8 protein-coding genes are annotated in these 16,373 nt (G+C 54.4%); 4 read left to right on the top strand and 4 right to left on the bottom strand.

Annotated elements, in window-relative coordinates:
- Nucleotides 1–231 precede the first annotated feature (231 nt).
- Together GSQ86_RS11230 and GSQ86_RS11225 are read right to left on the bottom strand one after the other, a co-directional pair.
- Complete coding sequence (locus GSQ86_RS11230) at nt 232–2,235, bottom strand: LVIVD repeat-containing protein (protein ID WP_216841118.1); 2,004 nt, start codon at nt 2,233–2,235, stop codon at nt 232–234.
- Nucleotides 2,232–2,963: a DUF305 domain-containing protein gene (locus GSQ86_RS11225; protein ID WP_158750023.1), complete on the bottom strand. Its 732-nt coding sequence runs from the start codon at nt 2,961–2,963 to the stop codon at nt 2,232–2,234. The genes GSQ86_RS11230 and GSQ86_RS11225 overlap by 4 nt, the downstream gene beginning before the upstream one ends.
- Nucleotides 2,964–3,290: 327 nt before the next feature.
- On the opposite strand from GSQ86_RS11225, the gene GSQ86_RS11220 reads away from it, so the two are divergent.
- The 4 genes from GSQ86_RS11220 (at nt 3,291) to GSQ86_RS11205 (ending at nt 9,994) form a co-directional block, all read left to right on the top strand.
- On the top strand, nt 3,291–3,872 hold the full coding sequence (locus tag GSQ86_RS11220; protein WP_158750022.1) for a 4'-phosphopantetheinyl transferase: 582 nt from the start codon (nt 3,291–3,293) through the stop codon (nt 3,870–3,872).
- A gap of 236 nt (nt 3,873–4,108) precedes the next feature.
- The gene (locus GSQ86_RS11215; RefSeq protein WP_158750021.1) at nt 4,109–8,344 is read left to right on the top strand and encodes a non-ribosomal peptide synthetase; all 4,236 of its coding nucleotides are present in this window, start codon (nt 4,109–4,111) and stop codon (nt 8,342–8,344) included.
- Nucleotides 8,341–9,198 carry an ABC transporter ATP-binding protein gene (locus GSQ86_RS11210; RefSeq protein ID WP_158750020.1) on the top strand — a complete coding sequence of 286 codons (858 nt, stop codon included), beginning with the start codon at nt 8,341–8,343 and terminating at the stop codon, nt 9,196–9,198. Before GSQ86_RS11215 ends, GSQ86_RS11210 begins: the two co-directional genes overlap by 4 nt.
- Nucleotides 9,179–9,994, top strand: a complete 816-nt coding sequence (locus tag GSQ86_RS11205; protein WP_158750019.1) for an ABC transporter permease — start codon at nt 9,179–9,181, stop codon at nt 9,992–9,994. Before GSQ86_RS11210 ends, GSQ86_RS11205 begins: the two co-directional genes overlap by 20 nt.
- 88 nt (nt 9,995–10,082) lie before the next feature.
- Here GSQ86_RS11205 and GSQ86_RS11200 read toward each other — a convergent pair whose 3' ends face one another.
- Nucleotides 10,083–14,657 (bottom strand): type I polyketide synthase, encoded by a 4,575-nt coding sequence (locus GSQ86_RS11200; RefSeq protein ID WP_158750018.1) that lies wholly within the window; start codon nt 14,655–14,657, stop codon nt 10,083–10,085.
- A partial coding sequence (locus GSQ86_RS11195; RefSeq protein WP_216841117.1) for an amino acid adenylation domain-containing protein occupies nt 14,657–16,373 on the bottom strand: 1,717 nt, incomplete at its 5' end. The genes GSQ86_RS11200 and GSQ86_RS11195, both read right to left, overlap by 1 nt.

Here is a 16,373-nt window from a genome sequence, read left to right as displayed (position 1 = left end):
TAGGAAATTCGAGGTCAGCTTGTAGGGGAACAATTTACCAATGCCAGTCGATACCGCGAGCCGAAGCGGCCACACCTCATTCGCTCGAGCGCATATCGAGATCCGTTCTCTCAAGAGCGATCACCTATTTCACGAACAACTGTGATCGCCTCTGAGAGCGGGTATGGACGAAACCGGTCAAATCAATTCAGTTTGGATAGCTTCTGCTTGAAACCCTCTTCATGACAACTATCAGACCGTCGGATTCTGCAATATCAGTGATAGCGCATGCAGTCGCTTACCATCTTCAGGATTCTTTGCCGCTGACGCCTCTGACTCCACAGACGTTGCCTTGCTGCTAAGCTTTGCCACATCTTTTTTGCCCAGATGCGATTTCTCCGCGTGTCCGATTGCTTTATTGAGAGATTTGATCTGCTTTGACGGCAGCGCATGGGATCTTTCCAACTGATCCAGGTAAGCATGCGCAACAATCAGTCGAGAGGGCCAGATAATCTGGTTTTGATTCTGCACGTTGAGCTCACTGAACTGGATCAGATTGGCCGCATCAATCTCGTTCTGCGTCAAAAATTTGCTCGGCACGAGCTTGAATACGTCTAATCCACGCGCGATCTCTGACCCGTAGATGTAACCGTTGTACCAATACGCGGACCAGTCTCCGCCCAAGATGACCGTCTTGGAATCGATCGGTCCACGATCGAAATAGGCGATTTCGAAGGGATGTGCCGCATCTGTGAAGTCCATTACCGAGATGCCGCCCTGATACCAGGCCTGGACTTCAATGTCGCGTCCAGGAATTGGTATCAGCGATCCATTGTGGGCGACGCAGTTCTCGGTTTCAGTCTGCGCAGCAGGCATTTTATAGTAGCTCGCAAGCGAGAGCTTGTCGTCTTTCAGATTGAAGATCGCGTCAGCACCCCACTTGATCGGATCCGTTGGACGGCAACGTGGTTGAAGGCCGCCTCCCCATTCGTCGGTGAACACCACCTTAGTTCCATCGTTCGAAAATGATGCCGAATGCCAATACGAGTAATTCGGGTCATTTACGGCGTCCACACGTTTTGGATTCACCGGGTCTTTAATATCGAGCAGGATACCGTTTCCAGAACACGCGCCGGCAGCAAGTCCGATGGCCGAATAGACGGTAATGTCGTGGCATTGGTTGGTGTCCGCAGGTTTCTCTGCTCCCTGGTCGTGGCTTCCTCCGTTGTTCAGGCCATTGAGAGCACCGGTGCGTGGATCAATAAACACCCGCGGGCTTGAAATCACCTTGGCCTGCGATGGATCCGCAATCGGAACCTTGATCACATCGATTCGAAATAGAGACGTGTTCGGATCTTTATCCGGAGCCTCACCGGAACAACCTGCGAGCTCTTCTGGTTGTCGCACGAAGGATGTTCCAGAAACATAGATATAGACGTTATCCTTGTCGTTTGGATCCTCAACCAGCGTGTGCGTGTGTGATCCGCGGCAAGTTTGCACTGCCGCCACCTGCTTTGGATTCCTGATGTCTGAAATATCGAAAATTCTCACACCGCGAAAACGATCCGGGCTCGCGACCGGCAGCCTGCGGTCTTTCTCATGGCCGGGTTCGGGTGGAGGCAATGGCGGGAAGCCCTGGCTCCCGCAATCCAACCGTCCGTTCGGCATCTCCACCGACATGAAAAGTAGATTTCCGTGGACCGAGACATCGCCTTGGCCGCCCGGGCAGACCAATGATGTAACCAGCGATATCTTCGCCGGATTTGAAATATCGTAGAAATTCACACCATAAAAATTGCCCTGGAACAAGTGGGTTCCCTGAAAGGCGAAATCTGAATTCGCAAAGGCAAGCTGCGCAATCACTAGTTGCATCGGCTTTGGAATTTTGGCGCTATTGCCAATACCGAGCATACCCAGTGTCTTCTGGACAGCAGGATCATCTGGCTGATTCGAAGATAACTGAAATGCGTCCGGCTTCCTCAGGAATGCGATGTGTTCCATGCCCATCGCAGCTTCACCCGCATCGTAAAGCCCGGGTTTCAGGCCTACGCGCGGATCATTCGTTGTCGAGCCGGTCATTCCAGGCGGCAGCGGTGTTGCTGGTTGGGGCGCAAACGGGTTTTCTTCGGCTGGAGCGGGCTTAGCCGCAGGGGCGGTGGGTGCCTGCGCGCGCAGAGGGCCCACATTGAAATACATCACCGCGACTGAAAAAGCTACACCAAACAAACGAAAAGCGAGAGCCTGCTTTCGGTTCATCGTTTCTCCTTCAACATGTTTTCCATAATCCTGATCTCAGCACGCTGCGTGTTATCCGCATCCGTAGCAAAGTCGAACAACTCAGCGTCCTGGCCGGCACCGGGCGTATCAAATAGGTCTTTTACCATTACCAAAGCCCCTTTGTGGTGCTGAATCATTCCCGTTAGGAACTCCCGATCAAATTCCGCACCTCTAGCCTGCTGCAGTGCATTCATCTGCTCTGGCGTCAGCATCCCCGGCATGCGCATTGAACTGCCACTCTTATCCATTTCCGGCATCCCAGGCATCGACATCGAGACGGGCTCATTACGCGAAACGAGCCAACGCTTCATAAACTTCATCTCGTCGCTCTGCGAAAGACTGATGCGCGCGCCAAGGGCACGAATTTCTTTATTCTCTGTCCGCGATGAAATCAGGGCCGTCATCTCCACTGCCTGTGAATGATGCATAATCATGCCCTGCATGAATTCGATATCTGCCTGCGAGCGCTGCGGCACTACGGCGGGTGTAGAGGGAGGGAGGCGCCTGCTTGGAGTTCCCGGTGCACCGGGCTGCACCACTGCTGCATCTGGCGTCGTCTGTTGACCGTGACATGTAAAGACCGGCAAACTGCAAAGGAAGACGCCCGTAGTACAGGCAAAGATCGACTTAGCCAAAATCCCTAAGGTGTGCGGCTTGCTCCGATAACCTGAATAATTAAAGGTGTGTTTCCTTACTCGGTGGGGCATATTTGCTGTTCACACCGTACCACGACACCGCAGAATATCAAGAGTAAAGCTGCTTCCCGCAGCGCTGCAGCAGAGTACAGATAAGCTTCGATTACTGAGTGGTTGTATCTTCAGTAAACATAAGCTCGGTGGCTAGTGCGAAGTGGACGCGACTCGTACGTATATTTCCTGGTGACGAGCGATGCCAATAAAACCGTTCTGCTTCGTGAATTCAATTCAGGAGAAATGCTAATCTGAATTCGAACATTACGCGGATCGTAAGCGTGGTTCCCTTCTTTCGTACTCGTGATAGATACAGAAGCATTAAAGCGCTTTCTGGATGAGCAGTTGCCGGCGGGTTGCCTGGGCGCGGTACGTGCCATTGTTCCCGGTGATGAGGAGCGACTGACACCGCTCGAAGCCAGCGGCCTTGATCGGGCAGTAATTTCTGTGCGACGGGCGAGCGGAGCGGGTCGCGATCTTGCGCGCCTTCTGTGTAAAGAGCTCGGCTCGCCTACTGTGGAGATTCCCCGATCCCCGCAGCGGTACCCAGTCTGGCCAGCCAGCCTAGTCGGTTCCATCACGCATGATGCGCAGTTTGCTGCTGCGATAGCTGGACCGGCAAACAATTTTGGCGGCATCGGCGTCGATATTGAACCGCCAAGACCCTTACCTAACGGGGTAACCGAGATTGTGACCTCTGCCGATGAACTGACGGCCTTTTCCGATCTTCCCTACGGAGACAAAGCGCTCTTTTCCATCAAAGAAGCGGTATTCAAGGCTGTCTATCCACATGATCAAGTCTTCCTGGATTTTTGTGATGTTGCAGTCGCACGATCCTCGCAGACGGCGACAACAAATTGTGGCCGAATCGTAAATTGGCGCGTCTTAACCGATCCCTGGATATTGGCAATTGCGTGGTGGAAATGAGGCGCTAGTATTGGATCGAGCGATCTTTTTGATAAGATGGCACGAGCAATCAATGCAGTCACAAACACAGCGAGGCCCGGGTTTTTTATTGTCCAACGGACCATATTCATATATCGTTTCTTTAGCTGGACTTGACACGGTCGATCCGAACGATAAGTGGCTTTATCTAACTAGTTCCCCCCTGAGTATCCCCCCTAGATAGATTTTGAATTGTAGATACCCTGGGGTGGGAAGCTATGAGCGCGGAACAACTGCTTTCGGAATTGCGTGCGCTGGATGTTCGCCTTTTTGTCGAAGGCGATCGGTTACGCTGCAGCGCCCCAAAGGGCCGGCTTACTGCCGATCTCGAAAAAAGGATCAGCATCTACAAGCCGGAGCTCCTTCTCTCACTGCGCTCATCAGCCAAGCAGGCATTGACGATTTCTAAGCGACCGACCATCACTGATGGTGCGCCACTGTCTTTTGCACAAGAACGCTTCTGGTTCCTTCAAAATTTCGATCCCGGAACGACCGCTTATAACATCACGGCTTCCTATTTAATACTTGAGCCGATAGATCGGATTGTTTTGGAGTTGGCCCTTCGTGTTCTCGTAGAACGGCACGAAATTCTTAAGACGCGGTTCATAGAGCAGGACGGCGCGCCGATTCAGGATATTCAGCATGATCTCCGTCCCCAACTCGAATTTCATGATTTCATCGATCTTGCAGATCACGAGAAGGAAAACGCTTGCAACGACTTCATTCAGACGACCTCAAAATGGCAGTTCGATCTGGAAAAGGCTCCGCTACTCCGTGTTGCCCTGATCCGCTGCTCCGAGAATGAGCATCTCGTCGTTCTTACCATGCACCACATTATCTGCGATGCCTGGTCGATAGGTATTTTCTTCGATGAGTTGAAGTCCATCTCTGATGCAATCGCGCAAGGACGCGCCCTTCGTTCGCCGAAACTTCCGATTCAGTACAGCGACTATGCGCTCTGGGAGCGCGAGCAGCGAACCGCCCGGCAACTGTCGTCGCAAATAGACTATTGGAAGAGCAAGTTGAAGGGCTCTCCGCGGTACCTCGACCTTCCGCTAGACTACCAGCGTTCTGCGTCGACTACGTATGAAGGAAAGCTGCACCGCTTTCAGCTTGGCGAACACACGTCGCAGACATTGAGAACACTGGCATGGCAGGAAGGTGCCACGCCCTTCATGGTGTTACTGACAGTCTTCAAAGCGCTGCTCTTTCGTTACACGGCACAGAGAGACATTGTGGTGGGTACGCCGGTTTCAACGCGCACTCATTCCGAGCTTGAACATCTTGTTGGCTGCTTTATCAATACCCATGTTCTCCGCACGGAGTTGCCCGCCGGGATCACAACGAGAGAGTTGCTTAAACGGGTACGCGCGACCGTCCTCGAATCTTTAGATAATGCGGATGTCCCTTTCGAAACATTACTGACCGAACTGGTCGTTGAACGCGATCTATCCCGCTCTCCACTATTCCAGGTCGGATTCATACTACAAAACACGCCGATGGCGGCAGCGTTCAACGTCGTACAGGGCGGAACGACTTTCGACATGACTCTATACATGTGGGAGTCGAATGGATTGATAGGGGGTTGTGTCGAATACAATTCATCCTTATTCGACCCGGAAACAATTTCCTGCTTTGCCGATTGCTACGTCACGCTGGCGTTTGAAATGGCAGCCCAGCCAGACTCGCCAATGGAGCGTATTTCCCTCCTTACGCCTGCTCAAGAGGAGAGGTGGTTCGGCAAATATAACGGTGAGCAGACTGCTATACCTAATCTTTGCACTCATGCGTGGATTGAAGAGCAAGCCGAAAAGACCCCGGATGCGATCGCTGTCGTTTTTGAACAAGAGGAATTGTCTTACCGTGAGTTAAGCGAGCGCTCGAACCGGCTCGCCCGGCGCCTACGTGCGCTTGGAGTCGGGCCTAATCGATTGGTTGCCATTTGTCTCGATCGTTCCCTCGATCTTGTAGTTGCCCTTCTCGCTGTCTGGAAGGCAGGGGGCGCCTACGTTCCCCTAGATCCGGAATTTCCGATGAAGCGGCTAGCCTTCATGCTTGAGGACTCCGCGGCCACAGTTTTGGTCACAGAGAGCCGGCTGCTCGAGAAGCTGCCTCAAGCGCTCCCTGCAATGATTTGTCTTGATCGCGAGGTGAAAACGCTACAGCGCGAGAGCAACGCGCCGCTCGATTTGACGGTCACTCCGGATGATCTTGCTTACGTTCTTTACACCTCTGGCTCTACGGGAAAGCCCAAGGGCGTTAAGATCGCGCATCGGTCATTGGTTAATTTCCTCTTTTCGATGCAGAAGCTACCGGGCATTGATTCAACAGATCGCCTGCTTTCGGTAACGACGTTGTCTTTTGATATTGCCGGCCTTGAGCTGTATCTACCTTTGGTAAGCGGCGCACAAGTCGTCATCTCTCCACGAGCTACAACCCTCGATGGAACAGCTCTAATGAACCTGATGCGCGATTCAAAGATCACCCTGATGCAGGCAACGCCGATGACCTGGCGCCTTCTGCTTGAGGCCGGTTGGAAGGGGACGCCAGGGCTTAAAGTATTGTGTGGCGGCGAGGCGCTGACGCGTGATCTGGCGGACCAATTGGTAGCAACTGGCAGTGAAGTCTGGAATCTGTATGGTCCGACAGAGACGACGATCTGGTCTACACGTTGGCGGGTTACGCCGCAGAATGAGCGAGTGCCAATCGGTTTGCCAATCGCCAACACTACAGTCGATGTCCTGGATGAATATGGACACCCAATGCCCATAGGAGTCTCTGGAGAGCTATACATCGGTGGCGATGGACTAGCTCAGGGATATTTGCTACGCGATGAACTGATCTCGGAGCGTTTCATTCACAGCACATTCCATGACGGACAACGACTTTACCGCACCGGAGACCTGGCGCGGCGACTGCCCGGCGGGGAGCTGGAATGTCTGGGACGAGTTGATCACCAAGTGAAGCTTCGAGGATACCGCATCGAGTTGGGAGAGATTGAAGCCGCTTTGGAGAGGCATCCAGCGATTTCACAAGCCGTGGTGGTGATGCGCGAAGACAGAGTGAATGATCAACGACTGACTGCCTATATAACGACCACCGAAGTAGGGATACCGGAAGTGGCTGAATTACGCAAAGAATTGCAAAGTCTATTGCCGGGATATATGGTTCCGTCTGCTTTCGTTCAACTGAATGCGTTCCCTCTCACGCCAAACCGGAAGGTGGATCGTAAAGCACTGGCTGCACCTGAATACCGCCCTCGGTTTGTCAGCGACGATTCAGGCAGAATTGGGCATCTTGGAACAATCGAACAGACCGCGCCGGACGATGACGATCTTTCGCGAAGCAGATATGTGCCGCCGAGCAGTCATGTCGAATTCGTTATGACCGAAATTTGGCGTGATGTCCTGAACATCGACAGAGTGGGCGTATTAGATAACTTTTTTGAATTGGGCGGACATTCGCTTTCCGCCGCGAAGCTTGTCTCCCGACTGCGTGCGGCACTGGGTATGGATCTGCCTCTGCGGTGTGTCTTTATCGATCCGACGATTGCCGGCCTTTCTCGCCACATCGCTTACGACCCCGCGACGCGGGAATATCGGTACACAAGCGAGATTCCCAAGTGGAACTGCCTGGTGCCGGCACAGCCAAAGGGCACACGCATACCACTCTTCTTCGTCGCCGGCTATCAGAATCCTGACGACACCTTGATGATACTTTCGCGGCTGATTCCCAACCTCGGGATGGATCAGCCCGTGTTTGGCTTCAGGCCTCGGTGGGTTGAAGGCAATAACGAAGGCTATACCAGTGTTGAAGAGATGGCTCGCGAGTTCTTGAAAGAGTTACGTGCAGTCCAGCCGAAAGGCCCTTACCTTCTAGGCGGCTATTGTGTTGGCGGCATTGCGGCTCTTGAGATCGGACGCCTGCTGATGAAAGAGGGTGAGGAGGTAAAACTCATGGTCTTTCTGGATACAGAACGCCCAACTACCATGCGCATATTTCTCACCGATCTATATTTCCTGCGGCAAAGGATCAGCCATATTCAAGATGTACTTCTGGAGATCCTACGCGGTGGAGATCGATCGAGAGTACAAATCCTTCGCGACCTGCTTCGGCGCAAATTCAAGATCGCTTCGTCACAAGAAACCCGCGAGGCGGATCATTTTTATCAAACGAAGGTTCGTTATCGCCGACTGCTTTACAGTTATCCACCCAAACAATATCCGGGACGAATTACTTTAATTCTGAACGAGACCCTGGCACGCGTCGACAAGGATCTAGGCTGGACGGGAATCGCGCAGGAAGGACTCGAGGTTCACGCATCGCCGGGAGATCACATCACCATACTCACGAAGCACAACAAAGAACTCGCTCAGGTGATTCTCAAGAGTATTGATAAGGCGCTGGGGGAACCAAGCTTACAGGAAAGCCGAGCCGAGGTTGGGTTAGCGTGATAACACCCGATACGTTAAGCTCCGGTCTTCAAGGTCAGGTGTATCAGGATTCTCCGGTCATTGCAGTTCGCGATGTGACGATGCGTTTTCCACTCGCGAAGCGATACCGCGAATGGCTATTTTCTCCTCTGCGCCCTCGACGGGTAAGCACGGCATTGACAAACATAAGCTTGAGTGTCCAGACGGGCGACCGTATCGCAGTCATGGGTCCGAATGGCGCAGGCAAGACAACACTGCTCAAGCTCATTGGAGGTCTAATCTTTCCGACGCAAGGAGAGGTTGCCGTGAATGGCTTCAGCACGCAGCATAATAACGCGCAGGCGAGGAAGTCGGTTGGTTTCGTATTCAACGAAGAGAGAAGCTTTTTCTGGCGCTTGTCCGGTGCACAGAACCTCGAATTCTTCGGGACTTTGGACAATCTCTCGGGGTCGGCTTTGCGGGGACGCATCCAGTATCTGATCCATCTCGTAGGTCTCGATCACGCGGAAGACAGGCCCGTATCTGCTTATAGCTCCGGCATGAAGCAGCGACTCGCCCTTGCGCGCGTACTGATCGCCGAGCCCGACGTCTTGATACTCGACGAACCTACCAGAGCGCTTGATCCTGTGGCATGCGACGAGATTGTTGATCTGATTCTTGCCGACATCTATAAGGATTCGCGCAAGACGCTCTTGATCGCCACGCATCGGACGGAAGAAGCCTTAACGCTTTGCAACAAGGTTATGGTTATCGATCACGGTCGTTTGAAAGCATTCGACTCCATCGCCGACATCACTGCTGACGGCACGACTCTGCTGCAGTACTACCGCCAAAGCATGCTCTCGGAGGGAAATCATGAAGCGTCTCTTCCATAAAGCACTCGCTTTCATTAAACGGGATTTTGCCATCGAGTCCGGATATCAAGCTGCCTTTATCATGGGTCTCGTCGAGTCGATCATGCTGCTCGTGATCTTTCATTTCATTGGCCAGCTATTAGCTCCGAAATCGTCCGGTTCGTTAAGCCGCTACGGCAGCCGCTACTTTCCCTTCGCTTTGGTTGGGGTGGCCTTCGCCCGCTATTTCGACCTGATGCTGAGAATGTTTTCTGAGTCGATCCGTCAGGCTCAGGTGACGGGCTGTCTGGAAGCGATGCTCTGCAGCCAGACCGGATGCGTAACGATTGTTCTGATGTCGTCGCTCTACAGTCTCATCACGGGAGCTGTGCAGCTGATCTTGATCCTTCTGGGAGGTGTTGTTCTATTCGGCGTAGATCTAAGCCACATGAATATTTCGGCGACGCTCCTCGTTTTATTCATCTCTGTCGCGATTTTCGTGGCGTTTGGAGTTCTATCGGCATCAGCCATCGTATGGCTAAAGAAGGGTGATCCCATTACATGGGTTCTCGGCGGCTTCGGCAGCATTCTTGGGGGAGCTTATTTCCCAGTTGATGTGATGCCGGTATGGATGCAGAAGCTCTCCTTCCTCGTTCCAATCACCTATTCGCTCGACGCGTTGCGATTGACCATACTGAGAGGTGATTCGATCGCATCGGTGGCCAGACCTATCATGACTCTAACTGTACTGGCAGTGATCCTTCTGCCCGCAAGCGCCGCAATCTTTGCAGCTGCAGTGCGTAATGGCAGGAAGGAAGGCACGCTGATGCAGTATTAGTAAGCTCGTTGCGTTCAGGAGCTTAGGTGAGCGCACCGCCATGGTCGACGGAAGTGCACGCATTCGTTAATCGCACTTTCTATCGAATTCAGATTTCGAATTCCTCGCGCTCCTCAGTTTCCACCGCGTCTGAAGGTCTTACGCCTTCGAGGTCACGCTGAAAGCGAATTCGCTCTGCGAGAGTCTCCGGCGTAGGAGCTTCAAACAGCATCCTCAGAGTGAGCACTACTCCCAGACGCTCGCGAATGCGGGACAGCACCATCGTTCCGAGCAGTGAGTGACCTCCCAGCTCAAAGAAATTGTCCGTGACCCCAATATTTTTGTCGGCGAGCAGATCAGACCATATCTCTACAATCGTGTCGATCTCCGGGTCACTCTTTGCAGGCGCCTTCGGTGAGAGCACTTCTACAGCCGCGGACGAGGATGCATCCTGTTGAGGCATCTGTCGGCTGAGTATCTCCAGAGAAACCGTAGACGTTAAAATTTGCGGGCCGGTCCAAGTACCCAATACCCGCTCGATCACATCGATTCCTTCTTCCGGTGTCATCGCGGTGCGTAGCCATTCTTCAATGATGTCCTCGAAACCCTCTGGAACCTCCATCGTGGCTGCCATTCCCACATCACGCCATGCATCGAAATCGATCGCAACCGCCGGAAGGCTGTATGCCTTCTGAAGGTATCGCGCGAAATAGTTTTGAAATTCGTTAGCCGCAGCGTAGGCGGCCTGCCCCAAGCCCGGGAATGCAGCGCTGATGGAAGAGCAGAACAGGAGGAAATCTATGTCGCTTCCCTTAAGCAAATCCGCAATCACTATGCTTCCCTGCACTTTGGGTGCACGAATCGCCAGCGCATCGTCAGGATCGAGGCCCGCAATCACCCTTCCGCCAGGAAGGCCCGCAGCATGAACTACGCCATGAATCCTTCCGTAACGTTCCCGAGTTTGCGTTATCACGCCAGCCATTGCTTCCCGATTGGTTACATCCGCGGTGACAAATTCAACCTGTCCACCGAGTTGCGCTAATTCTTGCATACGCCGGATGCGAACTGACATAGTATCGTCAATCTCATTCTTTTCCAGCCATGATGTCCACAACTCTGGTGGCGGGAGCGCTGTTCTGCCCGTAAGAACGACACATGCCTTGTATTCACGCAATAGATGCCGAGCGAGGACGTAGCCAATTCCACCAATTCCACCTGTGATCAGGTATGTGCCGCTCTGCCGAAATGCGGTTGCAGCCGACTTGAGTAAAGGTGCCGTTGTGAAAGTCTTCTGCCAGCGCGTCATCCCGCGGTAAGCGATTGTCATTCCGGCGCCGGACTGCCGCACTTCGGAGATGATTTGCTCGACAATGCGGCCAATATTTCCGGAAGCCAGATCAACGTCGATGGTTGTGGAGTCTGTTCCGGGGAATTCGACGGGAACCGCATGCATGAGGCCGCAAACTTCGGCCGCCTCTGTATTTTGTGTCGTTTCATCTAAAACCTGCTCCAGCCGGTCTGTGATCACGTCGATCTGCACCAGCGGCTGACGACCAAGGCGGGCGCTCTGCAACAACAGGATCAGACGATCAAAGGCTGAAGCAGCCGCTTCCCCGATGGTCCATAGACAGATCAATCCGGAAGGATAAACTCCAAGTGCATTGAGTTCCCGCCAAAGCCGCTCATAGTCTTCGCGTCTGCCCGGATTGATGGAAAACCGGTGTCCACTCTGTGAAAATTCCTGCGCAGCGGAAACAGCAACTACAATAGCCCCCAGCTTTTCAAGACGATCCGCAAGCAGCTCTCCCAGTCCGGACGAATCGAGCAGGACCAGCCAAGTGCCAGAGTTTTCTGTCACGGGCCGAAACGGATTGATGGATGCAGGAGGCATGCTTTTCCAGCCCGGCATATAAAACCAGGAGGAAACGTCTTGCCGCTTCTCCTTTACCGGAGTTTCCTCAAAAACCTCTGGCTCCGTCATCCGTCCGTTTTCGATGACCTTAATTGGAGCGACAGATTCACTCTTTTCTATCCAAAATTTTTCGCGCTCGAATGGATAAGTGGGCAATGGAATTCGGCGTACTTTTCCCGTGCCTGGCAATTCACGCCAGGCGAGATCGACCCCGGCCTGCCATAAATGAGCTGCGCTTCCCATGAAAATCTCATCGTCGCTTTTTTTGCGATTCGGCGTTCCCAAGGACGCCAGAGCCAGGCTTTTTGCCCACTGTTGACGTGCCATTCCTGCAAGCGCCTCGCCGGGTCCTGTTTCCAGCAGAATTCGCGGGCGCGATCCAAGTGAGGTAACGCATTTTGTAAAACGCACGCGTGACAGAATCTGGTTTGCCCAGTATTGAGGGTTCAGCGCATCATCCGGATCAATCCATGTACCGGTTACGTTCGAAAGCCAGGGAATATCAGGCTTCTTTCGTGGAACCGCTGCCACTTTTTCGCGAAAGGCCTTTGCGGCATCCGCCATTAACGGCGTGTGGAAGGCATTCTTTGATGCGAGTCGTACTGAGGCGATGCGATCCTTCGCAAGCTTCTGCTCAAGCTCTTCGATCACTGCAGGCAGGCCGGAGGCGACAGATAGCCGCGGCGTATTTTCTGCGGCAAACCACAGATCCGATCCTAGATATCGCGAAAGCGCATCCGGCGGCAAAGTCACTGCGAGCATGATTCCTTCAGGCGTTTGGTCCATGAGGCGACCACGCTCTGCCGCCAGCCGGAGACCGTCTTCAAAAGAAAAAACTCCGGCCACTGCTGCCGCCGTCAGTTCTCCCAGGCTGTGGCCAAGAAGCGCTTCCGGTTGGACTCCGAGCGAGCGCCAGCGAGCAGCCAATGCGTACTCTGTCAGAAACAGAACCGGTTGAGCAACACTGGTGTTTCTCATCGAAGATTCGAGTTCGTCTGTCCGCTGATCTCCGGCAACGATGTTCAACAAATCGATGTCAAATTCGTCCCGGACCAGTTCAGCGCCGCGGTCTATGGTCTTGCAAAAAGCTGCATCTGTCCGGTACATTCCCGCAGCCATGCCAATAAACTGCTGACCCTGTCCCGGAAACAAAAAAACTACATCTGGATCCGGCAATGCGGCGGTTGTTGGGTTTTTTGAAGCCTCACGAAGCTTCGCAGTTAATTCTGTGGCGTCGTTTGCTGCGACGGCAAAACGATAATCGAACGTCTTTCTTCCCACCTGTAGTGTCGACGCTACCGCGGCAAGGTCAATGGCGAGATTTGTCTCCAGATGCACGGCCAGTCTTTCGCGGGCCTTCGTCAATGCGCTTTCCGTACGTGCAGATAAAGGAAAGACCTGCGTCTGATTTTCCGCTGACGGCGGAATTGTCTGTGGAGCACTGCTTAAAACCACATGGACATTTGTCCCGCCAATGCCAAAGGAGCTTACCCCTGCCCATCGCTCCCCTTCATCTGCCCATTTCACTTTGGACGAACTGACGATGAACGGCCCCTTATCCAGCGCCAAAGCAGGACTCGGCTCTCTAAAATTTGGAGTGGGAGGAATCACTCCAGCCTGGACTGCGAGCGCTGCCTTCACCAGACCAGCTATGCCAGCAGCAACATCAGCATGCCCCAGGTTTGCCTTGAGGGCTCCCAGAACGCAAGAGCCCGGCTTTCCACCGGCAAAAACCTCCGTAAGCGCTGCTACTTCGATTGGATCGCCCAGCTCCGTTGCAGTACCGTGTGCTTCGATATATCCGATGCGATCTGGAGTAATTCCGGCAACTCGCTGTGCATCGCGAATGACTGCAGCCTGTCCTTCAATGCTGGGAGCTGTATAGCCGATCTTTCGCGCTCCATCGTTGTTCCATGCTGAGCCACGAATCACCGCATAGATTGAATCGTCATCCTTCAATGCCTGCGAGAGCCGTTTCAAGACAACCACTGCTGCGCCGCGTCCGGGAACTGTTCCCTTGGCGTCTTTGTCGAACGGTCTGCAATATCCATCCGGCGATAAAATCATCCCCGGAATGTAGAGATACCCCGCGCCCTGGGGAAACGGAATCGACACCCCGCCAGCAAGCGCCATATCGCATTCGTTAGTCAGAATGCTTTGGCAGGCAAGGTGAACTGCGGCGAGTGAGGTTGAGCATGCTGTCTGCACTACAACCGCAGGTCCGCGCAGATTTAGCTTATAAGCCACCCGTGTCGCGAGGAAATCTTTGTCATTTCCCAGCATTAACTGATAGCCGCCCGTCGTCTCCATCACATCGCTACGGGAGAGCAGCTGGAAAAAATAAGAATTGATGCTCACACCGGCATAAACGCCAATGCGGGCTCCGTCACCTATGTAGCCAGAATCTTCCAAGGCTTCCCACGCTGTTTCCAGGAAGACGCGATGCTGCGGGTCAGTGATTTCGGCTTCTCTTCGATTGAACCCGAAGAACTTCGCGTCGAAGAACTCGGCATCTTCCAGCATGCCCCCGCGACGAACATAGTCGGGGCTCTCAAGCGCGGAGCTCTCTACGCCCGCTACTCGAAGCTCGTTCTCGCTAAGAGTGGAGATGAGGCTATCGCCAGCTTCTAGTTTCTTCCAGAATTCCCGGACGTTCCGCGCACCCGGAAAGCGAGCGCCCATGCCAACGATTGCGATGCTGTCGCTCCATTTTTCTGCATTCATAGTCTGAGATGGAAAAGCTCCCGAGGATTTGAAATGTGTTTCAGACATCAGAAATGAACTCCGCCAGCAACGGCCGGCTGCATTTTCTGATTCAAGTGCGAGGCGAGTGCTTGGATGGTGGTGAAGCGGAAGAGGTCGAGGATGGGGATATCGAGGTCGAACTCTTCGCGCAGCTGGGCGTGAACACGGATCAGCAGGAGAGAGTGGCCGCCCAGGTCGAAGAAATTATCGCGCGTTCCCGGCACCGAGCTGCCCAGCACCTGCGACCAGATTGCTGCCAGCCTCTGCTCGGTCGCCGTCCGCGGAGCCACGCTCTCACCCCGCTCCTCCTGCAGACCTTCCTCTATCGCCGGCAGACGCTTGCGGTCTACCTTGCCGTTCGGTGTCAGCGGCAACTCTTCAACATGCACATACACGCCCGGCACCATATACTCCGGCAAGCGCTCCTGCAGCCAGCTCCGCAGCTCGGCTCCTTCCGCTTCGCCATGCACCGAACGCACATACGCCACCAGCCGTTCCCGTTGCACTGTCACGATCGCCTGCTGCACCGAAGCATGCTTCTCCAATACCGCTTCAATCTCCCCCGGCTCGATCCGATGTCCGCGCAGCTTGATCTGCTCATCCGTTCGTCCCAGCAGCTGTATCTCGCCATCCCGCCGGTACCGCGCCAGGTCGCCCGTCCGGTACATCCGCCCTCCGCTCACAAACCTCTCCGGCACAAACCGCTCCGCCGTCAGTTCATCCCGCTTCCGGTATCCCCGCGCCACTCCTTCACCCGCGATATACAGCTCCCCGGCTACTCCCACCGGCACCGGTTCTCCGCTCTCGTCCAGGATGTACATCCGGGTATTCGCAATCGGCCGCCCAATCAGGATCGGGTCTTCGCCGCTGCTCACACGGTGCGCCGCAGACCAGATCGTCGTCTCCGTCGGCCCGTACAGGTTCCACAGCTCCCGGCCTCGCGTCAGCAGGCTGTCAGCCAGCTCCGCCCGCAAACCTTCCCCTCCGCTCCACATCCGCAAGTCCGACTTCCCCATCCATCCCGATTCAACCAGCATCCGCCACGTCGATGGCGTCGCCTGCAACACCGTGCATCCGCTCCGATCCATCAGCTCGGCCAGCGCCTGCGGATCCAGTGCCTCTTCCCGTGATGCCACCACCAGCTTCGCTCCGCTTACCAGCGGACCCCATATCTCCAGCCCCGCTATATCGAACGACAGCGTCGTCACCGCGACCAGCGTGTCTCCCCTGCCCAGCCCTGGCTCATGCAGCATCGACCACAGCAGGTTCACCAGTGCTCCCTGCGGCACCTCCGTTCCCTTCGGCTCCCCTGTCGATCCCGAAGTGTAGATCAGGTAGGCCAGGTCTTCGCTGCTCCCGGCTTCCTCTACCATCTCTATCTCCGGCGCGCTCAGCACTTCTTCCAGCAGCACCACCTGTGCTCCACTCGCCGGCAAAGAACTCAGCAGGCTCTTCTCTGTCACGATCAGGCTCACGCCTGAGTCCTTCACCAGGTATGCGATCCGATGCGATGGATAGCCAGGATCCAGCGACAGATAGGCGCCTCCCGCCTTCATGATCCCCAGCAGGCACACCACCATCTCCACGCTCCGGCTCACATACAACCCCACCACGGCTTCCCGGCCGATGCCACGCTTCCGCAACCCTGCCGCCACACGGCTTGACCACGCATCCAGCTCCGCATAGCTCAACGCCTGATCGCCCATCTCTACCGCGATCCCATCCGGCGTCTCGCTTGCCTGA

It is taken from the genome of Acidobacterium sp. S8, from assembly GCF_009765985.1.
Taxonomy (GTDB): Bacteria; Acidobacteriota; Terriglobia; order Terriglobales; family Acidobacteriaceae; genus Alloacidobacterium.
The sequence above is the reverse complement of the archived record's forward strand: the minus strand, read 5'-3'. Positions and strand labels throughout refer to the sequence as shown.